This is a genomic window from Dactylosporangium siamense, assembly GCF_016862795.1.
Taxonomy (GTDB): domain Bacteria; phylum Actinomycetota; class Actinomycetes; order Mycobacteriales; family Micromonosporaceae; genus Dactylosporangium; species Dactylosporangium siamense.
On sequence record NZ_BONQ01000081.1, the window covers coordinates 109776 to 130671 of the forward strand.

Below are 20896 nucleotides of genomic sequence, written 5' to 3' on the forward strand. Positions count from 1 at the left end.
TTGCCCGGCACGCGTCTATCAGTCTGTTGGTCAACGGCGGGCCGGAGGACGGATGCGCGGGATGGCTCATGGCGGTTGGCTGTCGCTGGCGCCGTGGCGGCGCGGGCCGTTGCTGCTGCTCCGTCGGCCCAGCGTGGCCGTGGCGATCGCGGTCGCGGTCGCGGTAGCGGTCCTGCCGGCGGCGGCCGGTCCGGTGTTCCTGTCGTCGGCCGGCAGCGCAACGCTGCGGGCGAGGACCTCCTCGGTCTGCCCGGCGGCGCTCGGATCGCAGGTGGTCGCCCCGGAGCGGCCCGTCGATCCCGCCGTGCTGGCGACGGCGGTGACGCAGGAGGCGCAGGCCGCGGCGGAAGGGCTCGGCGATCCGGCCGTGACCCTGGTCAGCGCGGCGGTGGCGGTCGGCGACAACAGGGTCAACATCGCCGGGCGCAACGGCTTCGAAGCACATGTCCAGCGCATCGCCGGCGGTCCCGGTCACGGGTTGTGGCTGCCCGACCGGTTCGCGGCCGAGCACGGGCTGCGGCCCGGGGACACCGTCACGATCTCGCCGAACGTCGAGGAGTGGAGCGCCGACAACGTGCGGCGGGTCTGGGCGCCGACGGCGGTGCCGGTCGTGGCGATCTACCGGGACCTGCGTGACCGGTCCGGCGACGACCCGTTCTGGTGCGGCATCTCGACGCTGTACCGTGGCGACCCGGCCCAGCAGGCGGGCGGCCTCGGCAGCGACGTGCCGGTGCTCGACCTCCTCCTGGCCGATCGGGCGAGCATGCTGGCCATCGCGAGCGGCGCGCACGTCCAGACCGCCCAGCGCATCGAGCGGGCGCCGGCGACGATCGACCTGACCGCGCCCGAGGCGACCCGGCTCGCCGCCGGCATCACCACCATGCACGAGCGGTTGCGGACCACCGGGTACGACGGCCGGATCCTGTACCGCACCGCCCTGCCACCGCTGGCGGGGCGGGCGGCACTGGTCGAGCGGGAGCTGCGCGGGACGGTGCTGCCGATCAGCGCCGGCGGTCTGCTGGTGGGCCTGGCGGTGGTGATGGCGGCGGGCGCGTTCTGGGTCCGTCGCCGCGAGCGGGAGCTCGTCGTCCTCGCCACATTCGGCGCGACCGCACCCTGGCTGGGGGTCAAGGCCGCCCTGGAGGCGTTGCCCGCCCTCACCGCCGGCGCCGTGGGCGGCTGGTCACTGGCCTGGCTCCTGGTCGCGCGGGTGGGGCCGAGCAGCGACGTGTCGGGCGCGGCGCTGGTGCAGTCGCTGATCGCCGCGGGGTCCGCATTCCTCCTCGCGGCAGCGGTGCTGGGGGTGACCGCCGCACTCGCGTGCCGGCCCCTGACCGGCGCGCCCGCTCCCAAGGCACGGGTCCGGCGCCGCCTGGCCGTGGCGCCGTGGGAGCTGCTGCTGCTCGCGGCCGCGGCCGGCTACTGGTCCACCGGCGGCGACCGGTCCATGGTGCGGCTCGGCAGTCAGTACGGGACCATGGTGCAGCTCCCGGGGAAGCTGCTCGTCGTGCCGATGCTGGCGATGCTGTGCCTCTGCGTCCTCGGCGCGCGCCTGGCGACGGCGGCCGTGCGGCGGTGGACCCGATCGACGACGGTGGCGCGGTCGGCGGTGCGGCTGCTGTACCGGCGGCGGCTGCGCCACTCGGCCGCGGCGGCGGTGACCCTCGCCCTGATCACGGCATTGCCCGTCGCGGTGGCCGGTTACGGCGCGACGGCGACCAGGACCGTCAGTGCCACGCTCGCCGCGCAGGCCAGGCTCGGCGCCGGCAGCGACGTGGTGATCACGCTGGCCGAGCCGGGTGCGATCCCCGCGACTCTCGCCGGCCGGGCCACGCCGGTGCTGCGCGTGGACTACGTGCAGCTCGACGACCGGCAGGTCTCGCTGCTGGCGGTCGACCCGGTGACGTTCGCCGACGTCGCGTTCTGGGACGACCGCCTGGACGACACCACGCTCGCCGAGGCGACCCGTGCCCTGCGCGCACCCGCCAAGGGGGCGATCGCATCGGCGCCGGTGCCGGACGGCACGGCCACGATGACGTTCGGCGCCGACCCTCCGGTCGACCTCGAGGTCACGTCCCTGTCGACGCTGCCCGCCCCGCGCGGCGGTTATCCGGTCCTGCTCGTCGACCGGGCGGCCGTCGGCCAGGAGGTGCTCGTCCGCGCCGTGCCGCAACTGTGGGTGCGCGGTGACCCGGACCCGATCCGCGCGGCCGTCGACGCGGCGGGCCTGCGGGTCGCGTCGTTCTCCGTTGCCGACGACCGCCTCGCGGGCACGTTCTACCAGCCGGTGACGTACACGTTCGCCTACCTGTCCGCGCTGTCCCTGCTGACCGCGACGGTGGCGATGGTGGGCTTCCTGCTGTACCTGGAGTCGCGCCTGCGTGTGCTGCGCCGTGGGTACGCGATGCTCCGGCTGATGGGGCTGCGCTCCGCCGTGCAGGGGTGGCTGCTGCTGGCGGAGCTCGCCGGTTCCCTCGTCGCCGGGTGCGCGGCGGGGCTCGGCCTGGCTGTCACCGCCGCTGTCGCGGTCCGTGACCAGCTCAACGTCGACCCTGCCGCGCCGCCGGGCACCGTGCTGTCCTTCCCGTGGCCGGTGATGGCAGGCCTGCTCACCGCGGTGGGCTGCTTCGCCGTCCTGGTGGCGGTGGTGACCCACTGGCGGCTCACCCGCAGCCGGACCTCGGAGGTGCTGCGTGACATCGACTGAACAGGGCGCCGGCTGCGTGCGGGTCTCCCGCTCGTACCGGGTCGACGGGCATCTGGTGCCCGCCCTGGTGCACGTGGACGTCAGCGCCCCGGCGGGCATGATCACCGCGGTGATCGGCCCGTCAGGCTCCGGCAAGTCGACCCTGCTGCGCCTGCTGACCGGCATGGACAGCCCGGACGAGGGCACGGTCACGATCGCCGGGCAGGACATCGGCGCACTGTCGGCGGCCGGCCGGGCCCGGCTGCGCCGGTCGCGGCTGGGCCTGGTGCGCCAGGACCCTGGCGACAACCTCCTCGCCTATCTGACGGTCCGACAGCATCTGCGGCTCGCCGCACAGATCCGCGGTGTACCCGAGGAGACCGGCGAAGCGTTACTGGCGCCGCTCGGCATCGACGGCAGGGTGAACCACCTGCCCCACCAGCTGTCCGGCGGCGAGCGGCAACGGGTCGCGATCGCGTTCGCCGCGGTCGGTCCTCCGTCGGTCCTGGTGGCGGACGAGCCGACCGGCCAGCTCGACCACGGCAACGTCGACGCCGTGGTCGCCGCCCTACGGGTCATCGCCGACGCCGGCGTGGCGGTCGTCGCGGCCACCCATGATCCCGCCGTGTGGCAGCGCGCCGACCGGGTGGTCCGGCTGCAGGCCGGCCGGGTCGTCCAGGAGGCGACGTGACGACACCAGTGGTGACAACCCACTCGGTCACGCGCCGCTACCCGGGCGCGGGACGGGTCACCGCGCTCGACGGGGTCTCGGTGGAGATCCACGCCGGCGAGCTGACCGTCGTGGCGGGCCCGTCCGGCTCGGGCAAGACCACGCTCATCAGCGTCCTCGCCGGCCACGAACCCCCGGACACCGGCACCGTGACGACGCGGCTCGGCAGCCGGTGGCACGAGACCGGCTTCGTGCCGCAGTCCCTCGCCCTCCTGCCGGAGCTGAGCATCCGGGAGAACGTCGAGCTGCCCGCGCTGCTGTCGACCCACACCGGCCACCCGACTGATGAGCTCCTGCGGACCCTCGACCTCGCCCACCTCGCGGACCGGCTGCCAGCGCAGGTGTCCGGCGGGGAGCAGCAGCGCGCGTCCCTCGCCCGGGCCCTGCGCCTGTCGCCCGCGCTCCTGCTCGCCGACGAGCCGACCGGCCATCAGGACCCCGCCCGCGTCCAGCTCCTCCTGGACGTGCTGCGCTCGCACGCCCACACGGGCCACGCCGTCGTCGTCGCCAGCCACGACGAACAGGTCATCGCCGGTGCCGACCGGATCCTGACCCTGCGCGACGGCCGCCTCGCCGGCGACACCCGCCCCACCGCCGGCATGCCGCGACCCTGGTGAGACGACGCCGTGCGGCAGCCGGCATGGGCCTTAGGTCCAGCTCGACGCGCCGGGCGGCCCCGATGCCGTTACGGCAGCCCGCCCGCCCCCGGGGTGTCGCCCCGACGAGCGGCGATGAGCAGGCCGACACCGTCGAGGATGCGGTCGATGCCGAACGTGAACGCCTGGTTGCGGCCCTCGGCCGGTTCGGCGAGCGTCGCGGCGAGCGCCGGGAACCGGTCGGCGTGCCGGCCGATGACGGCGCCGATCGCGTCGAGCAGCTCACCCTCCGGGGCCGCCGCGCCGTGCCGGGCGACGGCCGCCTGCTGGGCGATCATCCGCGCGTGACCGGCGAGGACCGCGACGGTGTCGAGGCGCTCGGCCGCGGTCAGCCCGCTGTCGGCGAGCACCGACAGCGCCGCCTCCATCCAGGCGAGCTCGTTCGGGCCGATCGGGCGGGGGCCGAGCGTGGCCTCCAGGGCCCACGGGTGCGTCACGAAGCGCTCCAGCATGGCTGATGCCCAGGCGCTGAGCCCGGCCCGCCAGTCGGTCCCCGGGACCGCCGGGGGCGCACCGATCGCCCGCTCCACCATGAGCGCGACGAGCTCGGCCTTGCCCGGCACGTAGCGGTACAGCGACATCTTCGTGAAGCCGAGCTCGGCCGCGATCCGTTGCATGGACAGGGCGGCGAGCCCCTCGGCGCGGGCGAGCGCGACGCCGGTGTCGGCGACCTGCTGCGCGGTCAGCGCCGGCTTCGGCCCGCGGGTCGGCTGCGGCCGCTCCGCCCACAGGAACTCGATCGTCATCTCGGCCACCCCTTGCCCGGTCCGGAAACTGCGTCTACCGTACACAGAAGTAACCGTGTCCGCCGGACACAATTTCCGAGGGGGACCTTGCGATGCCTTCCGTTCTGATCTCCGGTGCCGGTGTCGCCGGCTTCGTGCTCGCCCACTGGCTCGGCCGCGCGGGCTACGACACCACCGTGGTGGAAATCGCCCCGACGCTGCGGACCGGCGGCAACGCGGTCGACTTCCGCGGCCCGCTGCACCGCTCGATCCTGGAGCGGATGGGCATCCTGGCCGACCTGCAGCGGGTGCGGACCGGCGGCACCGCGATGCGCTTCGTCGACGAGCACGGCCGGCGCCTCATGGAGCTGCCCGCGGACTTCGCCGGCGGCGACCTCGAGGTGCTGCGCGGCGACCTTGCCCGGGTCCTGCACGAGCATGCCCGGGCGACCGCCGAGTTCCGCTTCGGCGACAGCGTCACCGCGCTGGTCGAGACGCCCGACGGGGTGGACGTGACCTTCGCCGGCGGCACCCACCGCAGGTTCGACCTCGTGGTTGGCGCCGACGGGGTGCACTCGGGGGTGCGCCGGCTCGTCTTCGGCCCCGAGTCGCGCTACGTGCGCCACCTCGGCTACTACGTCGCCACCTGGAGCGTGCCCAACGATCTCGGCCTGCGGGACCGCACCTCGCTGCTGTACAACGTGCCGGGCCGCATGGCGAGCGTCGGCGGCGACCACCGCGACCCCGCCCGGGCCGGCGCGTTCCTGGCGTTCGCCTCGCCGCCGCTGGAGTTCGACCGGCGCGACGCCGAGGCGCAGAAGGCGATCCTGCGGGACCGGTTCGCCGGTGTCGGCTGGCAGGTGCCGCGGCTCCTCGCCGCACTGGACGACACTCCCGACCTGTACTTCGACGCGATCTGCCGGGTCGACATCACGCCGTGGTCGCGCGGGCGGGTCGTGCTGGTCGGGGACGCGGCCTGCGGCGCCACCATCGGCGGGATGGGCACCGGGACCGGGCTCGTCGCCGCCTACACCCTGGCCGGCGAACTCGTCGCGGCCGGTGGTGACCACACGGTGGCCTTCCCGCGCTACGAGCGGCTCCTGCACGACTATGCCCGGCGCACCCAGAAGGGCGGCGACACCACCGGCCGGTTCCTCGCGCCCCGGCGGGCGTGGGCGGCCCGGACGCGCAACTGGATGCTGAACCGGCCCGCTGTCATGGCCCTGCAGCTGAAGCTCGCCGACGACCGGGCCACCGATCTGGCGCTGCCCGACTACGCGCTGGCCGGCTGACGCGCCGGTTGCTCGTCGCATCGTGGCTTCCCGATGCGTGCATCTTCCGATACGGTTCGACCGTCATCCGTTGCGGCCGATGTATCGACCTATGGGAGAGCGGTTTCTCGCACGACAGCATTGCCCTGCCGCAGATCAGGACGTCCGATGATTGCCATGACAGTAGTTTGTGAAATCGCTCTCACGATTTGATGAAAAGAGGACGGTCGATGCGCGGCGACGGGGGCCGGGATCTGCCATGGACATCATGACCGCGCCGCCGCGCTGCACGGTCATCGTGCCGACGTACAACCGGGCCGCGCTGCTGCGGCACACCCTCGACTCGTTCGTGCGGCAGGACCTGCCGGTCGACGACTTCGAGGTGATCGTGGCCGACGACGGATCCAGCGACGGCACCGACGAGCTGGTCGCCGGCTACGCGGACCGGCTGCACATCCGGTACCGCTACCAGCAGGACGAAGGCTTCCGGGCGGCGCAGGCCCGCAACATGGGCCTGCGGGACGCCCGCGGCCCGGTGAGCGTCTTCGTCGACTCCGGCGTGGTGCTCAGCTCGCGGGCGCTGACCGCGCACTGCGCCGCACACGAGCGCACGACCGGCCCGGCCGCGGTCATCGGCTACGTCTGGGCCGCGCCGTCGACCAACACACCACCGCCGGGCAGCGTCGACCCGGCGGACCCGGACGGCACCATCGAGCGGCTCGCGCGGGACCGTTCGCTGCCCGACATCCGCGACCACTACTACGACCGCTACGGCGAGCGGCTGTGGACCCTCGCGGCGCCCTGGCTGGTCTTCTGGACCTGCAACGTGTCGGTGAACACGGCACAGGCCCGTGCGGTCGGGATGTTCGACGAGGCGTACCGGTCCTGGGGCGGTGAGGACGTCGATCTGGCGTACCGGCTGCATCGTGCGGGAGCCCGGTTCCTGCTGAGCCGGGACGCGGCCGCGGTGCACTGCCCGCACCCCAAGGAGGACACCCGCAGCGCCACGGCGAACCACCGGTACTTCGCCGCCAAGTACGACACCCCGATCACGCGCCTGCGCCCGGACCACGACAACTTCCTCATCGAGCAGGTCATCCGCGACCGGAACCTGCCGTCCTGCGCGGAGTACCTCGCGGCGCGCGGGACCGGGTGACGGCGATGGACGGCACGAACCCGGGCTTCGCGCACCTGATCAGGGACGGCGCCCTGCGGCGCATCATGGCGAACCCGGGGCTTCACTGCGCCGCCCTGACCGCGGCGGCCACGATCCTCCTGGCCGCCGCCGCCCGGCTGACCCGGACCCGCGCCGAGGAGCCGGACAGCGCGCCCGCCACCGCTGTCTCCCCGGAGCCGGCCACGTAGGTTGTGCCGTCACCCGGCTCGAAGCGCTTCCGTGGCGGGGATCCGAGCCGCCCAACGCCTTGCCGGTGATCCTCGGCGGCCACGTACGATGACGGCACCCGACGGCCGGGCGGAGGTGGGGACGACGAACCGCGACGAATGGTCGCAGCCGGTGCGGCGATCGGTGGTCCCGGTGTCCGCGCTGGCGTTCGGTGTCTCCGGCTGGCTCATGGCGCACCTGGTCACGTCGTGGCTGCTCGCCCACCAGCATGAGGCGGCGCACGGTGTCGCCGCCGGCGTCGGGCACGTCCACGCCCGGGACGCCGCGCTGGCGGTGCTGGTGGCGGCGCTGACCGGGGTCGCGCTGCTCGCGGTCGCCTGCGCGGTGTCGCTGCGGCCGGGCGCCGCCCCCGCCGGGGTGCGGCAGGCCGGGCGGTGGTCCGTCGGGGTGTTCCTCGCCGCGGAGTCGGCCGGCTTCGCGTTCTCCGAGCAGCATGTCGTGCCGCCGCCGCTGGTGCTGCTGGCCGGTCTCGCGGTGCACGCACTGTGCGCTGCGACCGCTGCGGTGCTGTGCCGGCGTGGGGTCGAGGGAATCCTCATCGCGGCCGCGGCGCTCGCAGGCGTGCCCATCAGCGTGGAGCAGCCCGCGCCCGGCGGGTTCGGACCGCCGCCGCAGCGCCGATCCAGGCGGCTGTCGTTGCGGCGGGCCGGCCGTGGTCCTCCCCGGTGGTCGGTGTTCGCTTAGCCGCTGACCTGGTGCTCGTCCGGTCGGCGGTGTTGGTGTCCCGTCCGGCTCAGACGTCACCGGGTCCGGCTTGCCGTGCCCCCACTCCCATCGAGAGGGCTTCCATCGCCATGCCATACCGTCGTGCCTTACGTGCCGTCATCGGCCTCGGGCTCGCGCTCACCTTCGTCCTCACCGTCCCGTCGACCGCGTCCGCGCACGGCGTCGACGGTGCCGGCAAGACCATCCCCGAGTTCGTGTGGCTCGGGATCACCCACATGCTGCTCGGCTGGGACCACCTGCTGTTCGTCGCCGGGGTCGCGTTGATCGCCGGGCAGGCCCGCCGCGCGGCCGGGCTGATCTCGCTGTTCGCGCTCGGTCACAGCGTCACGCTGATCGCCGCGTCCCTCGCCGAGTGGCGGATCAGCCCGGTCAAGGTCGACCTCGTCATCGGGCTCAGCGTCGTGTTCGTCGGCGCCGTCGCGCTGTTCGCCCGGCCGAAGACCCCGATGCACTGGCGGTGGTTCGCCGGTGCGGTCGCCGGGTTCGGGCTCATCCACGGGCTCGGGTTGTCGACCCGGTTGCAGGACATCGACGTCCATGGTCTCGGCAGCCTCGGCCGGATCGTCGCGTTCAACGTCGGCATCGAGGTCGGTCAGGTCCTCGCGCTGCTCGCGGTCGCGATCATCGCCAGCTACCTGCCGGCGAAGCTGACCTCGGACCAGGCACAGCGGGTCGCGTCGGTCGGGCTCATCGTGCTGGGCTTCCTCGCCGCCGGCCTCGTGCTGCTGGACCGCGCGAACCGCCCGGATCCGCTGCCGGCAGCGGCGTCGGGGCCGTGCGCGGCGGGGGAGCGGCAGGACACGTTGCCGTACGGGGCAGGTGGCCACCCGGCGCGGGACTTCTACGAGCCGGCCGAGACGGCACCGCTGAAGGACTTCGGGCATGTGCTCGGCGACGGGCACGTCATCGTGCAGTACCAGCCGGCGCTGCCCGCCGAACAGCTCGCCGAACTGCGGACCTACATCACCGGCCCGGCGGGTGGGAAGGTCTCCGCGGGCCCGCGCCCGGACCAGGCGGCGCTGCTGACCGCGACGCACGTGCGCGGCACGCTGACCTGTTCGGCGTACGACCTGCCGGCGTTGCAGCAGTTCGTGAAGGCGTGGTTCGCCGACCCCCGGTCCAAGACCGCGGAGTGACCGGACCGCCCGCGCGTGTCTGCTGCGCGCGGGCGTCCGTCGGGTTCGGCGGCGCGCCGAGACCGACGTGGTCTTCTGCGTGCACGCTGAGCGTCGAGGCGGGGCACCGTCTGCCGCACGCGGTGCCCCGCCTCGCGACCGCCACCGTCAACCGGTCATGACGGTGTACAGGAAGCCCACAATGATCAGGATTCCCACCACACCGATCAGCACGAGCGCTCCGGCGCCAGGGACGCTGGTCGACTCCTCGTCGTCGTGTTTGTCAGGTTCCAAAAGATGCTCCGTCCGTCGTGTCGCAGCGCGGCACCGTGTCGCGGGAGCCCCGGCCGGGCGACGGTGCGCAACTGCGCCGGTCCGCTCCCGGGCGAGGCCCGGTGCGCAGGGAGGTCGAGCCCGGGACGCTCGGCGTCCCGGCAAGGTCACACCTGGCGCAGCGGCGGGGCGCGCCCCAAGACCGATGCGGTCCACCACAGCGGGCGCAACGGCGCCGGATGACGGGCGGTGCTGTGCGGCGGCCGCGCGGCGGGCGCTGCGACCGGACGCTGGACAGGCAGGCGCACGCCGTCGAGCCAGCGCCGCCACAACAACCCCGCGCACGCACCGACTCCGGCGTGGATCGCGGCCCCGGCGAGCAGCAGCGGCCAGGTCCGGGCGAGGCTGCCGGCCCCGTACACGACGGTATGACCGACGAGGAAGGACACGATCGACAGGCCGCTGGCCGACAGGACAACGGGCCGGGTGGCGTGCCGCCGTCTCGCGGCCACCGCGGCCGCGCCGGTCGAGGCGAGCAGCAGGCAGCCGATCAGCAACGCCGACGCCAGCGCCTGATTGTGGACGTGCGGCAGCCCGGCGGGCGTGCCGTGGGCGGCCTCGTGTGCGTGGGTGAGCAGCCGGGCGATCAGCACTTCCGCGACCAGCAGCGCGCACACACCGGCGATCAGCGCCGACGCGGACCACACCAGTCCGCGCAGCCGTCCGGTGATGTCCGCTGCCACATCCGCCCGCTTCGTCGTCTGCGATCGTCGTCCGACACCAGCATCGTCCCAGATGCCGCGGTTGCCGCTCAACCGGGCGAACGGTACACGGGACGCCGCGCGGAGGGGGAGTCGCTCTCGCGTTGGAGTTCCTCCGGATGCCCTGATCGGCGTCCGGGCCGCCATCGTTTGAGTGCCAGGGCCCGCCGCTCGACCAGGTGCCACGAGGCAACCGCCAGGCCGGCCGTGAGCAGCAGCGACACCGCCGTGTACCCCGCGTAGCCGAGCCGCGCCACGCCGAACGTGGCGAGGGCCTGCTGGACGACGAACCCGTAGATGTACACGCCGTACGAATAGTCGTTGTCCTGCCCGACCCGGCGCAGCCGGCGGGGTGCCCGGACGGCCGCCCACACCAGGACGTACGCCAGGGCCGGCAGCCCGACGACGAAGAACCCACCGAGCAGCAGCGACCCGATGAGCACGACCACGCCGGCGACACCGAGGCCGTCATGGATCGGTATCCGCGTGCGGTACACCTCGAGCACCGAGCCGAGCAGGAACGCGAATCCCAGGTACATCAACCACTGGTGGGAGACCGCACCGAACAACGGCAGCGTGGTCGAGCCGTAGTGCCCGGCCGGCGGCCCGACCGGCAGCCGCGACTGCACCTGGTCGGCGACGATCCGGAGGTACAGGACGGCGGCGGCGACCGGCAGCAGCCACGGCGCCCGCCGCAGCACACCGGTCACCGCGACCAGCCCGGCCACGGCATAACAGGCCGACTCGTAGATCAGCGACCACAACGCACCGTTGAAGACGCTGCTGCTCGTCTCCCGCCCCCACGGTGTCGAGGTCGCGAGGAGGTCCTGGATGCCGTACTGGCGGACCCCGACGAACCAGTTGTTCCACACGTACTGCACCGGCCCGCGCGGCCCGTCGAGGAACCCGTCGAGGGTGCCGCGTTCGTGCAGCGCCACGACCGGCGCGACGACGAACGCGGTGACGAGCAGGCACACCCACAGCCCTGGCAGGATGCGCAGCGCGCGATGCCAGGCGAACCGGCCGATCGGAGTCCGTGCGGCGCTGCGGGTGATGAGCAGCCCGGACAGCACGAAGAACCCGAAGACGGCGAGGGTGCCGACGTTGGTCTGGCTCCGGAACCGCGAGTGGCCGAGATCCTCCCACCCGAAGCCGAGGGAGGTGGCGTGGGCGACGACGACGGCCACGGCCAAGGTGAGCCGGATGGATCCCATGCCGTTGTCGCGGCCGGCGGAGCAGGTTTCGAGGGTGCCGTGGCCGCCGAACCGGTGTCTGCCGCGATGTCGGGTCGGGTTCGAGGTTGGTGCGGGCATGCGCGCTCCTGATGACGATGACGCCCCGCGTGTGCGTTGCGGGCCGCGGAGAGGACCGCCGTGCTGCCTGGAGCGCGGCGGTGGGGGACGCAGTGGGCCTGACCGCCCACGGCACCGGCCCGTTCGGGCGCGCAGCGCCGCGCCTGACGCGCGACGGCGTCAGGCGTGCAAGCGGGGTTCGGTCAGGCCGGCGCGGCCGGAGGAGCGCGACCGGCGGCGCAGCCGGTCAGCCAGCGGGTCGCCAACGGGAGCGTGTCGTCAGCGGACGGGACCGCAGTGATCTCGGGCTCGGGGGTGCCGGCCCGCAGCAGGTGCACCGCCAGGCGCAGCACCCGGTCGGTGTTCCGCCGCCACACCAGGCCCGCGGCGGCGCCGACCAGCGCGTGGATCGCGGCCCCGTACAGCAGCAGCATCGGTGCCGGGACGGCGTGCGTCCCGGCGACGGCGACATCGACGCACTCGACCAGCAGGAACGTCGCGGTCGACGCCGCGCTGGCCCGGCGGACGGTCCCGGCCGGGTCGCCACTGCGTCGCCGCAGTGGCACTGTCACCACCGCGGCTGCGGCGAGACAGGATGCGAGCAGGAACAACCCGACCACCGCCGCGGCGTGGCCGCGGTGCAGGTGCTCGACCGTCGCCGTCCCGTCCGGCCCGGGATGCGAGTGGGTCAGCAGCCGCCCGGTCAACAGGTGTGCGGTGAGCCAGCTCAGCCCGCCGACCACCGCGGCGGCCAGGGCCCCGGCCAGCCAGTCGGCGCGACGCGTCGGCGTGCGCGCGCTGGGCCGGGCCATCACCCTCCTACGGTCTGCGGTGGAGCCTTCCAGACCGCCATCCTACGCAACGACACTCCAGGGGTTTGCGCCGCAGAGCGGCCAAAGGGGACGATGCGCGCATGACAGACGGCGTGGACGACATCATCGGCTGGCGATGGCTCGACGCCCGGTTGGCGCGACGCGCTCGACGGCAGGCCGGCGCCGAGCTCGCGCCGAGCCGGCTGCGTCGGGCCGCCACCGCCGTCGTCGCCGTCGTCGTGCAGGTCGGGGCGTTCGCGGTCCTGCTGTGCGGCGCGTGGTTGTGCACCGTGCGGTTCCCCAGCGCCGCGCTGCTGCCCGGCGCGGTGCTGCTGCTCTTCGGCGTGCTGACCCTGCCCCGACCGCAGGCCCTGCCCCGCCACGCCGTCACCGTCCGGCGTGCGGACGCGGTCGCGCTGCACGCGCTGGTCGACCGGACCGCCGCCGCGCTCAACGTGCCCGCCCCGCACATCATCGCGATGGACGACCGGTTCGCCGCCGACTCGGGCTTCGCCGGCCTGCTGCGCCGCCGCTACCTGCGTATCGGCGTCCCGCTCTGGGCGGTGCTCGACCCCGCGCAGCGCACCGCGCTGGTGGCCCTGGAACTCGCCAGGTTCAGCGGTGACCCGAGCCGCACCGCGCTCACCGGCACCGTCGAACGAACCCTCGCCACCATGGTGACGATCTTCGAACCGGCCGCAGACAAACGACTGCACGCGAGCCGCGAAGACGACGTCACCAGCATGATGGCGGCAAACCCGCAGCGCATCGGCCAGCAGCACGCACAGTCGTACACCAATCTCGTCGGCGACCTCGTCCGCCCGCTCATGGCGCTCCTGCAGGGCGCCTTCGGCCTCGTGCGCCTCGGCTACCTGACGCTGCTGCAGCCCGACGCGTTCCGAGCGGTCGTCGCCGCGGACGCCCGTGCGGCCGCCGTGGCCGGAACGCCGCAGGTCCGGTCGGTCCTCGCCACGCGGCTGCTCGCCGAATCGATGGTGACCGTCCTGCGCCGCGACGCCCGCGCGGGCGACCGCTCCGGCGCGGTCCCGCGCGACGAACCCCAGGCGGTCGTCGCCGGCTGGCCGGTCCTCGCCGCCGAAGTCCTGGCAACGGCCGCACCGTCGATGCCAGCACGCTGCGAAGCCGACGTGACCCGTCACGCGTCACCGTTCGCCGTCACGCCGCCGCTCGGCCGGCGCCTCGAGATGCTCACCGATGCGCCGCCGCCCCTTCCCGCCGACGGGTGGGCTGACCCGCAGGAATCGGCGGAGACCGACGTCGAGCTGCGGCCGATGTACCGCCGGCTGGTGCGGGACCTCAGGAACGGGTAACTCCATCCCGCGGCATGCGAGCCGTTGGCACAATGCCATCGTCATCGTTCGCGCCTCGTCAGCCGTTGCGGATGTTGTCGAGAGGGCGGCTCGGCGCTTCACCGGCGCTGCTGCCGGCGTCGTCCCTAGCCCGTGGGCATCGAGCGGGCGGCCTCAGCGGTCCGCTGTGCGAGGTCCCGACGATCGTCGGGCGGGTTGAACGCGTCGTTGAGCGAGACAGCCCGGTTCGAGCGTCCAACCGGCACGGTCAACGCCGTCACCGCCCGGCCGCTCCGCTCGACCATCACCATTGCCTGTGGCAGGTATCCGCCCAGCATGGACTTGAAGATCGGATGGTTGGACGCGAGATACTCCGCCACCAGCGCGTCGACGAACGCGGCGAACACCTCGGGGTCAACGGCATACTCGTCGATCTCCAGGTCCACGATGCCGCACGGCCGGGCCGCGACCGGCTCCAACGCCCCGGTCATCCGGAAGAAGAGCTGCGCCACCCTTGTCGCCGGGTTCCACAACGTCTGCCCGGTCGTCACATCGTCGAAGTACTGACTCACCGCACCATGATCACCGCCGCGCTCGCAGCGCCACAATCGAAATACGCAGGCGGCCCGGAGCGGTCGCCCCCGGACTGTTAGCGTTCGGCGCATGTGGATCGAGGAGGTTGTGGCCGGTCGACCGGCTTGGCGGCACGTCGCGTCGGGGGTGGTGTTCCGCGCGATGCCGGGCGGGACGTTCCGCATGGGCCTGTCCGAGGCGGAACTGGAAGCGGTGCGCGCCATCGAGCGCAGCGGCGGAGTGGAGGACACGCTTGAGCCGTTCCTCGCCGGCGCCGGGGACGCCCAGCCGACGCGTGAGGTGCGGATCGAGCCGTTCCTGATCGCCCGGCACCCGTTGACGGTCGCCCAGGTGCGGCACTGGCTGCCCGAGTACGAGGACGACTACGCCGGCGCGGACTCCGGCGCGGCTCGGCTCGAGGGGGACCTGGACGACCTGCTGGAGGCGCTGCCGTTCCGGCTGCCCAGCGAGGCCGAATGGGAGTACGCGGCCCGGGCCGGCACCATGACCCTGACGTTCCGCGGGGACGGCAAGCCCGGCGAGGATCAACTGCTCGACGACTTCGGCGACGAGGAGCGGACAGCCGCCGCTGAGAACGCGTTCGGGCTGGCCGGGATGGGCTCGGTGAGCGAGATCTGCGCCGACGTGTGGATTCCCGGTTTTGCGGGCGCTCCGGCCGATGCGCGCCCACGCGACGGCGACGGGTCCCGAGTGGTGCGCGGTGGCGCCGCCGACCTGTACCCGTGGCAGGGCTGCGACGAATGGCTCCTGCTGCTGGCCGCCGCCCGGTATGAGCACATCCAGTTCACCGGGGTGCGCCCGGTGGCACCGCTGCCGTCGACCGAGTCTTGATCACGTTTCCGCTCAGCGCCGGGATCTTCGTGTACGCCAACAGCTACGACGAACTGAGCCTGCCGCAGGTGCAGTTCCACCGCAGCACGCTGCGACGACTGTCGGCGCTGGACCTGTGGTTCTGGTGCATGCAGGACTACCTCGGGTGAGTGCTGCGCTGCCGCGACGCCAGGTCGTCGGCTGCGCCCTGCCACCGCGGGTGGTCGAAGGTGAACCCGGCGTCGGTGAGCCGTGCCGGAACGACCCGCCGGCTCTTCAGCAGCAGCTCGGTGTCGGATCGGATCGCGAATGCGCCCAGCTCGGCCATCCACTTCGTGGCCGGCAGACCGACCGGCATCCGTGCCGCCGAACGCAGCGCTCGCATGAAGTCCCGATGCGGCAACGGGCCGGGGGCGGCCACGTTCACGGGTCCGGCGAGGTCGTCGCGCTCGATCAGGAACTGGATCGCGTTGACGAAGTCGCGGTCGTGGATCCATGAGACGTACTGCCTGCCGCCGGCGACCGGTCCGCCGAGCCCGAGCCGGGCGAGCCGGCTCAGCACGTCGAACACGCCACCGCGGTCGGGGCTCATCACCATGGCCGATCGCAGCGCCACCTTGCGCGTGCCGGGAGTCGTGGCCTGTTCCTGGGCGGCTTCCCAGTTTCGGGCGATCTTGACGCTGTACGCCCAGTAGGCCGGCACACCGGGCTCGTCGCCGCCGATCAGGCCGCTGTCCTCGTCGTTGGCCGCGTCGAACCGGTGCGCGTAGATCGTCGCGGTGCTCATCTGCAACCACACCTTGGGCGGTCGCGCCGCGGCGGCGATGGCACCGCCGACCACCAGCGCTGAGTCCACCCGCGAGCGCATCATGGCTTCGAGGTTCTTCGCGGTGTACCGGCAGCTCACGCTGCGCCCGGCCAGGTTGATGACGACGTCGCTGCCGTCGATCTCCTTGACCCAGTCTCCCGGCGCCGAGCCGTCCCAGTGGACCTGGCGGTCGCCTTTCGGGGATCGCGTCAACAGCACCACGTCGTGACCCGCCGCGGTCAACGCCCGATCCAGAATCGTGCCGACCTGCCCGGTGCCGCCCGGAATGACGACCTTCACCCGCGCCTCCCCTCCACACGTTCTTGAACGTGTTCAAGAACGTGCCGTGAGCGTATGGCAGCGACGGTGAGCCGTCAAAATCCGTGCCGGCCGGCTACCGCCGGATCTGCCTCGCGTAGCCGTGCAGGAAGGCCTGCACTCCGGCGGTGATCATCGCTCTGGTCTCGCGCTGGTCGTGCAGGTCGCGCGGGTCGGCGAGGTTGTCGGCGGAGATGAGCAGCATCAGGTGCCCGGCCGCGCGGGCCGGATCGTCCATCGCGAGGTCACCGCGCTCGGCGATGCGACGCAGGCGCTGGGCCAGCTCGTGGCGGGTGTGCTGCGGGCCGGTCCGCCGCCAGAGCTGCAGTGCGGCGGGCGGGACGTGCTCCTGCTCGGCATTGATCTGGCGGATGAGCGCGAAGTGCGGGGCCAGGTCGGAGGTCAGCACGCCCAGCCAGGCCACCCCGAAGTCGATCAGGTCCGATTCGAGGTCGGCGACCTTGGTGAGGTGACGGTCGATGATGTCGACCATCGTGCTCGCGACCCGCTCCGTGCTGTCCTGGATCACGGCCTGGAACAGGTCGGCCTTGTCGGTGAAGTGGTTGTAGATGGTGCGGTTGGAGACGCCGGCCTCGGCGGCGATCGCGTCCAGGGCGGCGCGGGTGTAGCCGTCGCGGGCGAAGAGCTTCAGCGCCCCGGCCACGATGGCCCGACGCTTGTCGGGCTGGCCGGCCGCTTTCCTTGCCCCAGTCACGGTGACCGACTCTAGTCGGTTGCACCGGGGGTTGCATCCACTACACCGATCGCAGTAGCTTCTACACCGATCGGTGTAGTTTAGCGCTTCGAGGAGTGGTCATGGTCCGGATCGGCATTCCCGTCAACGACGCCGTGCTCGACCAGGTGGCGGAGCGGATCGGCGCGGGCGCGACGATCGCCGGGCTCGGCGAGTCCACCAGGTTCGCCCATGAGACCTTCGCGGTGCGCGAGCAGCTCTTCCGCCGTCTGGTCCGGAATCACGGCTTCCGGGCCCTCGCGGTGCAGGACGACACCCGCGTCGCCGAGGCGCTCGACACGTTCGTGACCGGCGGAGCGGGAACCGCCGCGGCGGCGCTCGACGGCGCCTGGCGCCCCTGGCGTACCGAAGAGATGGCTGCGGCGCTTGACTGGATCCGCGCCTTCAACCACGACCACCCGGACCGCCCGGTTCGCATCCTCGGCGTGAAGCCCGCCCAGGCGCGACCCGCGGACTACGACACGGTGCTCGAGCACGTCCGCGCCACCGCCCCGGGCCAGTTGGCCGCGCTCGCCGCGCGGCTGGAGCCCATCCGTACCGCACACCAGATCGACGAACACGTGCAACGCGCGCGCGGCATCCACCCGGGCGGGTCGTTCGCCGAACACGCCAGGGCCGCGCTCGCCATCGTCGAGCACCTGCCCGACCAGGGCGTCCTACCGCTGATGCGCCGCATCGCCGACTTCCACGAACGCAGCGTCGCGGGGCGCAACGACTACGCGGGAGACGCCCGCACCTGGGCCGCCACCATCGTCGGTCACCAGCGACGGACCGGCGCACGCATCGCCTACTGGGACGGCATCGCGCACACCGCCGCGACGCCGGTGACCCTCGGCCTGGCACCCGAGCGCGGCGCGCAGCCCACCGTCGGTGCCGTGCTGCGCGAAGAGTACGGCGCCGGCTACGTCGCCGTGGCGATCGGCTTCCACCACGGCGACCTCGGCATCGCCGACGTCCCCGCACCGGCCCCGGACTGGCTCGACGCCCGGCTCGGCACGGCGGACCAACCGGCGCTGTGGCTCGACCTGCGCACCCCCGGGGACCGCCGCCGCTGGAACGCACCCGCGACGGTCCGCGTCATCAGCGGCATCTACGACCCGACCCGCGACGCTGCCGAACACCTCACCGTCGACAACCTGCCCGCAGCCGTGGACGTCCTTGTTCACCTGCGGGAGGTGTCACCCGTGCGCCGACTGCCCTGACACCGGCCGGTCGTCCGCCGCAAGCACGAGGTCGTGCGGCCACTCCTCGTGCAGCACCCGGTCGAGCTGCGGGTCGGCGGAGCTGTCACAGTACGGGGTTTGGTCCGGGTCGCGGACCACGGTCTGGACGGGGGCAAAGAGCAGGCCCCACGGCGGGACGGCGTTCGCGAGCCATCCCGCCATCCGAAGGTCCTGATACTCGGGCTCCATCCAGATGGCATGGATGCCCTGGAGGTGGGCGGGGTCGATCGCGATCCAGACACCGAACGTGATGGTGTACCCGCCGGTCAGCCGGACCGGAAGCAGCGCGCGGACGAAGGCGCCGAGGCCGGGAACCTGCATCATGACCGACTCGCGCGCGCTGGCATGGCTCATCCAGGTGTCCGGCGTCCGCTCCTGCTCGGGCAGGTCGAGCACCGGGTCCGGCAATGTGAAGCGCACATGGCGGTTGTGCGCATCGACGGGTCGACCACAGGAAGGGCACGCAGCGCTCACCGCGTGAGTGTCTCAAAGGCCCGACTCCGGGTCAGGGCGGGGAGCGCGTGGGCCTGTGCGAGCACCGCTGGCAGCACCGGGTCCTCATCGGTCGCCGAACGATCGCACGCGGCCGCGCCGGCTCCGGTTGGGGGAGCGGCGCGGCCACGGGTCAAACTCAGGACGGTGTCACCGGCGGGCCGCGGCGAACTGGCCGGGTCGCCGGCCCTCGCCCGCCGGGCCGCGGTAGGCCTGGGCCACGTCGAGCCAGCCGTCGGCCACTTCGCCGGACGCTTCCAGGTCCAGGTCGTCGCGGTGCCGGCGGCGGGTGACGAGGAGGCACAGGTCGACCGCGGAGCCGGTGACGCGCTGCGTCGAGTCCGCCGGGCCGTGCTGCCACAGGGCGCCGGACGGCGCGGTCAGCTCGAAGCGCAGCCGGACGTCGGGCACCTCGAGGCCGCGGCCCAGATAGCCGAAGTCCCAGGTGCGTTCGGCGAAGGCGACGACGACGGCGATCCGGTCGGTGTACTCGCGGCGCACGCCCAGCCCGTCCGCGATGTCCTGGCCGTGCGCGAAGAGTTCCATCATCCCGGCCGCGGCGAGCACCGAGGCCGGCATGGGCCGCACCAGCCACGGCACGATCTGGTCACCGGGGATTGCCGCGAGCGCCTTCTCGGTCGTGGCCCGCTCGGTCCGCCACTGCTGCAGGAGTGACTCCGGCGGGGCGGCGAGGAACTGCGCCATCGCGGCGGCGACGTTGGCGTTGAAGTCGGGGCCCAGCGTCGCGGACAGGGCCTGGAACTGTTCCGGGCGGGCGGCCGCGAGTCCGGCCAGCCGGAAGGTGGCGGTCAGGTGGGCGATCTGGTGGGCGACGGTCCATCCCGGCGCCGGGGTCGGCGTCGCCCAGCCGGCGGCGTCGAGGTCGGCCACCAGGCGGTCGACGTCGGCGCCGTCGGCGGCGAGCATGGGGATCGGGTTCGGCTGGTCGGTCACGTCTTCGCCTCTTCCTGTCGTCGGTTGCGTGGTCCGCCGTCCGGACCGGCTGCGGCGGACCGGGCGTTTTCCTCCGTCGTGCCAAGCCGAGCGACGGCTCGGGTCGCGGGACCGGCTCGGGTCGCGGGACCGCTCGGGTCGCGGGATCGGCTCGGGTTACGGGACCGGCGAAGCGGTCAGCCTGGTGGGCTCCGAGCGGGCCGCGAACCGGGACCGGATCCGGTCCCGCCACGCCTCGTAGTCGGGCTCCGGACCGGCACCGAAGCCACCGACGGCGACCTGGTCGGCCAGGTGCGCGGCGTCCGTCACCGACAGCTCGGCGAACCCGCGCACGGCCGTCTCCGTGTGTGCCGGCACGAACCCGGCGAACGTCCGCGCCTTCGCGGCGAACACCGCGCCCAGCGCCAGCTCCGGCCGGTGCTGTGCGGCGTGGCGGCGCAGCGCCGCGTGACCGGCGGCGTCGCAGCCGCCGGCGAAGCTCGCGGCGAGCCCGACCCCGCTCCACAGGTCGCCCTGCCGGGACGTGGCGAACGCGGCGACGGCGGTGGCCACGTCGTCGGTCTGTCCACCGTGGATGAACCACAGTGCCCGCCCGATGCCCTGGTCGACCGCGCGGTTGAAGTAGTCGGGGCGGCCCTGCCACGGGTACGGCTTCGGGCGCTGCTGCCCGGTGACCCAGCGGCCGGTGTCGAAGTAGGCCTTGTCGAAGCCGTACCCGTCGACGGCGAGCCAGCTCATCGTCGGGAAGTACGGCGTTCCGGTGAGATCGGGCAGCACCTTCGGCCACAGCACCCGCGGCAGCCGGGCCATAGCGAAGCCGATGCCGATGTAGGTCAGGAAGGTGTACGGGACCGCGGGGCCGGACAGCAGTTGGCGGGCGAGGTGCCGGCGCGGGCCGGGCAGCGCGTCGCGGACGGTGTACGCCATCGTGGCGCCCTCGTAGGCGAAGCCTCGCTGCTCCGGCTCGACCAGGTCCAGCCGGCTCTGCACGTCATGCAGGCCGGGTGAGTCGATGGCCCACTCGAAGCCGCAGACAACGGCCTGCGGCACCGCTTCCAGCCGCCGGGTGGCGTCGGTGGGGCGGACCGGGAAGCCCCGTTTCGCGAACGACACGTCGTCCAGGGACGGGGTGAGCGCCAACCGGCGCAGGGAACCGATGGTCGAGGGCATGGGCGGAACTC

The 20896-nt window shown here is 73.2% G+C and carries 23 protein-coding genes; 12 read left to right on the forward strand and 11 right to left on the reverse strand.

Annotated elements, in window-relative coordinates:
* The first annotated feature begins 61 nt into the window (after positions 1-61).
* From Dsi01nite_RS25950 to Dsi01nite_RS25960, 3 genes are read left to right on the forward strand one after another with little or no spacing between them, the layout of a single operon-like run.
* The gene (locus Dsi01nite_RS25950; protein ID WP_203848862.1) at positions 62-2707 is read left to right on the forward strand and encodes an ABC transporter permease; all 2646 of its coding nucleotides are present in this window, start codon (positions 62-64) and stop codon (positions 2705-2707) included.
* Positions 2694-3377: an ABC transporter ATP-binding protein gene (locus Dsi01nite_RS25955; protein WP_203848863.1), complete on the forward strand. Its 684-nt coding sequence runs from the start codon at positions 2694-2696 to the stop codon at positions 3375-3377. Before Dsi01nite_RS25950 ends, Dsi01nite_RS25955 begins: the two co-directional genes overlap by 14 nt.
* Positions 3374-4033: an ABC transporter ATP-binding protein gene (locus Dsi01nite_RS25960; protein ID WP_203848864.1), complete on the forward strand. Its 660-nt coding sequence runs from the start codon at positions 3374-3376 to the stop codon at positions 4031-4033. The genes Dsi01nite_RS25955 and Dsi01nite_RS25960 overlap by 4 nt, the downstream gene beginning before the upstream one ends.
* Before the next feature lie 68 nt (positions 4034-4101).
* On the opposite strand, the gene Dsi01nite_RS25965 is transcribed toward Dsi01nite_RS25960, so the two are convergent.
* Entirely contained in the window at positions 4102-4818 is a 717-nt protein-coding gene (locus Dsi01nite_RS25965) for a TetR/AcrR family transcriptional regulator (protein WP_203848865.1), read from the reverse strand.
* Positions 4819-4910: 92 nt separating this feature from the next.
* Between Dsi01nite_RS25965 and Dsi01nite_RS25970 the strand changes: the two genes are divergently transcribed.
* From Dsi01nite_RS25970 to Dsi01nite_RS25990, 5 genes are all read left to right on the forward strand, one after another.
* Positions 4911-6089, forward strand: a complete 1179-nt coding sequence (locus tag Dsi01nite_RS25970; protein WP_203848866.1) for an FAD-dependent monooxygenase — start codon at positions 4911-4913, stop codon at positions 6087-6089.
* Positions 6090-6327: 238 nt separating this feature from the next.
* Complete coding sequence (locus tag Dsi01nite_RS25975) at positions 6328-7224, forward strand: glycosyltransferase (RefSeq protein ID WP_203848867.1); 897 nt, start codon at positions 6328-6330, stop codon at positions 7222-7224.
* Positions 7225-7229: 5 nt separating this feature from the next.
* Positions 7230-7433, forward strand: coding sequence for a hypothetical protein (locus tag Dsi01nite_RS25980; RefSeq protein WP_203848868.1), 204 nt, complete (start codon positions 7230-7232; stop codon positions 7431-7433).
* Positions 7434-7584: 151 nt separating this feature from the next.
* The gene (locus tag Dsi01nite_RS25985) at positions 7585-8157 is read left to right on the forward strand and encodes a hypothetical protein (protein ID WP_203848869.1); all 573 of its coding nucleotides are present in this window, start codon (positions 7585-7587) and stop codon (positions 8155-8157) included.
* A 110-nt stretch (positions 8158-8267) separates the two neighbouring features.
* Positions 8268-9335, forward strand: coding sequence for a HupE/UreJ family protein (locus tag Dsi01nite_RS25990; RefSeq protein ID WP_203848870.1), 1068 nt, complete (start codon positions 8268-8270; stop codon positions 9333-9335).
* A 147-nt stretch (positions 9336-9482) separates the two neighbouring features.
* Here Dsi01nite_RS25990 and Dsi01nite_RS58420 read toward each other — a convergent pair whose 3' ends face one another.
* The 4 genes from Dsi01nite_RS58420 to Dsi01nite_RS26005 all read right to left on the reverse strand — a co-directional run bounded on the left by Dsi01nite_RS58420 (position 9483) and on the right by Dsi01nite_RS26005 (position 12452).
* On the reverse strand, positions 9483-9608 hold the full coding sequence (locus tag Dsi01nite_RS58420) for a hypothetical protein (protein ID WP_275423417.1): 126 nt from the start codon (positions 9606-9608) through the stop codon (positions 9483-9485).
* A 146-nt stretch (positions 9609-9754) separates the two neighbouring features.
* Positions 9755-10330, reverse strand: coding sequence for a hypothetical protein (locus Dsi01nite_RS25995; protein WP_203848871.1), 576 nt, complete (start codon positions 10328-10330; stop codon positions 9755-9757).
* 68 nt (positions 10331-10398) lie between these two features.
* The gene (locus Dsi01nite_RS26000; RefSeq protein ID WP_203848872.1) at positions 10399-11661 is read right to left on the reverse strand and encodes an acyltransferase family protein; all 1263 of its coding nucleotides are present in this window, start codon (positions 11659-11661) and stop codon (positions 10399-10401) included.
* A gap of 182 nt (positions 11662-11843) precedes the next feature.
* Positions 11844-12452 carry a hypothetical protein gene (locus tag Dsi01nite_RS26005; protein ID WP_203848873.1) on the reverse strand — a complete coding sequence of 203 codons (609 nt, stop codon included), beginning with the start codon at positions 12450-12452 and terminating at the stop codon, positions 11844-11846.
* Between the two features lie 101 nt (positions 12453-12553).
* Here Dsi01nite_RS26005 and Dsi01nite_RS26010 point away from each other — a divergent pair, with 101 nt between their 5' ends.
* Positions 12554-13783 (forward strand): M48 family metallopeptidase, encoded by a 1230-nt coding sequence (locus tag Dsi01nite_RS26010; RefSeq protein WP_203848874.1) that lies wholly within the window; start codon positions 12554-12556, stop codon positions 13781-13783.
* A gap of 125 nt (positions 13784-13908) precedes the next feature.
* On the opposite strand, the gene Dsi01nite_RS26015 is transcribed toward Dsi01nite_RS26010, so the two are convergent.
* Complete coding sequence (locus tag Dsi01nite_RS26015) at positions 13909-14334, reverse strand: DUF6086 family protein (RefSeq protein ID WP_239136172.1); 426 nt, start codon at positions 14332-14334, stop codon at positions 13909-13911.
* Positions 14335-14425: 91 nt separating this feature from the next.
* Between Dsi01nite_RS26015 and Dsi01nite_RS26020 the strand changes: the two genes are divergently transcribed.
* Together Dsi01nite_RS26020 and Dsi01nite_RS26025 are read left to right on the forward strand one after the other, a co-directional pair.
* Positions 14426-15187 carry a formylglycine-generating enzyme family protein gene (locus Dsi01nite_RS26020; protein ID WP_203848875.1) on the forward strand — a complete coding sequence of 254 codons (762 nt, stop codon included), beginning with the start codon at positions 14426-14428 and terminating at the stop codon, positions 15185-15187.
* Positions 15184-15336 (forward strand): hypothetical protein, encoded by a 153-nt coding sequence (locus Dsi01nite_RS26025; protein ID WP_203848876.1) that lies wholly within the window; start codon positions 15184-15186, stop codon positions 15334-15336. The genes Dsi01nite_RS26020 and Dsi01nite_RS26025 overlap by 4 nt, the downstream gene beginning before the upstream one ends.
* On the opposite strand, the gene Dsi01nite_RS26030 is transcribed toward Dsi01nite_RS26025, so the two are convergent.
* Together Dsi01nite_RS26030 and Dsi01nite_RS26035 are read right to left on the reverse strand one after the other, a co-directional pair.
* Positions 15324-16274, reverse strand: a complete 951-nt coding sequence (locus Dsi01nite_RS26030) for a TIGR01777 family oxidoreductase (protein ID WP_203848877.1) — start codon at positions 16272-16274, stop codon at positions 15324-15326. The two genes, Dsi01nite_RS26025 and Dsi01nite_RS26030, sit on opposite strands and share 13 nt — an antisense overlap.
* A 94-nt stretch (positions 16275-16368) precedes the next feature.
* A complete protein-coding gene (locus tag Dsi01nite_RS26035) occupies positions 16369-17007 on the reverse strand; it encodes a TetR/AcrR family transcriptional regulator (protein ID WP_203848878.1) in 639 nt (212 codons plus the stop codon).
* Between the two features lie 101 nt (positions 17008-17108).
* Between Dsi01nite_RS26035 and Dsi01nite_RS26040 the strand changes: the two genes are divergently transcribed.
* The gene (locus tag Dsi01nite_RS26040; RefSeq protein ID WP_203848879.1) at positions 17109-18248 is read left to right on the forward strand and encodes an erythromycin esterase family protein; all 1140 of its coding nucleotides are present in this window, start codon (positions 17109-17111) and stop codon (positions 18246-18248) included.
* Here the strand turns inward: Dsi01nite_RS26040 and Dsi01nite_RS26045 are convergent.
* The 3 genes from Dsi01nite_RS26045 to Dsi01nite_RS26055 all read right to left on the reverse strand — a co-directional run bounded on the left by Dsi01nite_RS26045 (position 18225) and on the right by Dsi01nite_RS26055 (position 20885).
* Positions 18225-18743: a DUF2199 domain-containing protein gene (locus tag Dsi01nite_RS26045; protein WP_203848880.1), complete on the reverse strand. Its 519-nt coding sequence runs from the start codon at positions 18741-18743 to the stop codon at positions 18225-18227. The two genes, Dsi01nite_RS26040 and Dsi01nite_RS26045, sit on opposite strands and share 24 nt — an antisense overlap.
* 168 nt (positions 18744-18911) lie before the next feature.
* A complete protein-coding gene (locus Dsi01nite_RS26050) occupies positions 18912-19715 on the reverse strand; it encodes a TIGR03084 family metal-binding protein (RefSeq protein ID WP_239136174.1) in 804 nt (267 codons plus the stop codon).
* A 156-nt stretch (positions 19716-19871) separates the two neighbouring features.
* A complete protein-coding gene (locus tag Dsi01nite_RS26055) occupies positions 19872-20885 on the reverse strand; it encodes a DUF1702 family protein (RefSeq protein ID WP_203848881.1) in 1014 nt (337 codons plus the stop codon).
* Positions 20886-20896 lie beyond the last annotated feature (11 nt).

Coding starts and splice junctions, on each gene's coding strand:
- Dsi01nite_RS25950 (WP_203848862.1), top strand. CDS start 62: ATGGCTCATGGCGGTTGGCTGTCGCTGGCGCCGTGGCGGCGCGGGCCG.
- Dsi01nite_RS25965 (WP_203848865.1), bottom strand. CDS start 4,818: ATGACGATCGAGTTCCTGTGGGCGGAGCGGCCGCAGCCGACCCGCGGG.
- Dsi01nite_RS25970 (WP_203848866.1), top strand. CDS start 4,911: ATGCCTTCCGTTCTGATCTCCGGTGCCGGTGTCGCCGGCTTCGTGCTC.
- Dsi01nite_RS25975 (WP_203848867.1), top strand. CDS start 6,328: ATGGACATCATGACCGCGCCGCCGCGCTGCACGGTCATCGTGCCGACG.
- Dsi01nite_RS25980 (WP_203848868.1), top strand. CDS start 7,230: ATGGACGGCACGAACCCGGGCTTCGCGCACCTGATCAGGGACGGCGCC.
- Dsi01nite_RS25990 (WP_203848870.1), top strand. CDS start 8,268: ATGCCATACCGTCGTGCCTTACGTGCCGTCATCGGCCTCGGGCTCGCG.
- Dsi01nite_RS26000 (WP_203848872.1), bottom strand. CDS start 11,661: ATGCCCGCACCAACCTCGAACCCGACCCGACATCGCGGCAGACACCGG.
- Dsi01nite_RS26005 (WP_203848873.1), bottom strand. CDS start 12,452: ATGGCCCGGCCCAGCGCGCGCACGCCGACGCGTCGCGCCGACTGGCTG.
- Dsi01nite_RS26010 (WP_203848874.1), top strand. CDS start 12,554: ATGACAGACGGCGTGGACGACATCATCGGCTGGCGATGGCTCGACGCC.
- Dsi01nite_RS26020 (WP_203848875.1), top strand. CDS start 14,426: ATGTGGATCGAGGAGGTTGTGGCCGGTCGACCGGCTTGGCGGCACGTC.
- Dsi01nite_RS26040 (WP_203848879.1), top strand. CDS start 17,109: ATGGTCCGGATCGGCATTCCCGTCAACGACGCCGTGCTCGACCAGGTG.
- Dsi01nite_RS26055 (WP_203848881.1), bottom strand. CDS start 20,885: ATGCCCTCGACCATCGGTTCCCTGCGCCGGTTGGCGCTCACCCCGTCC.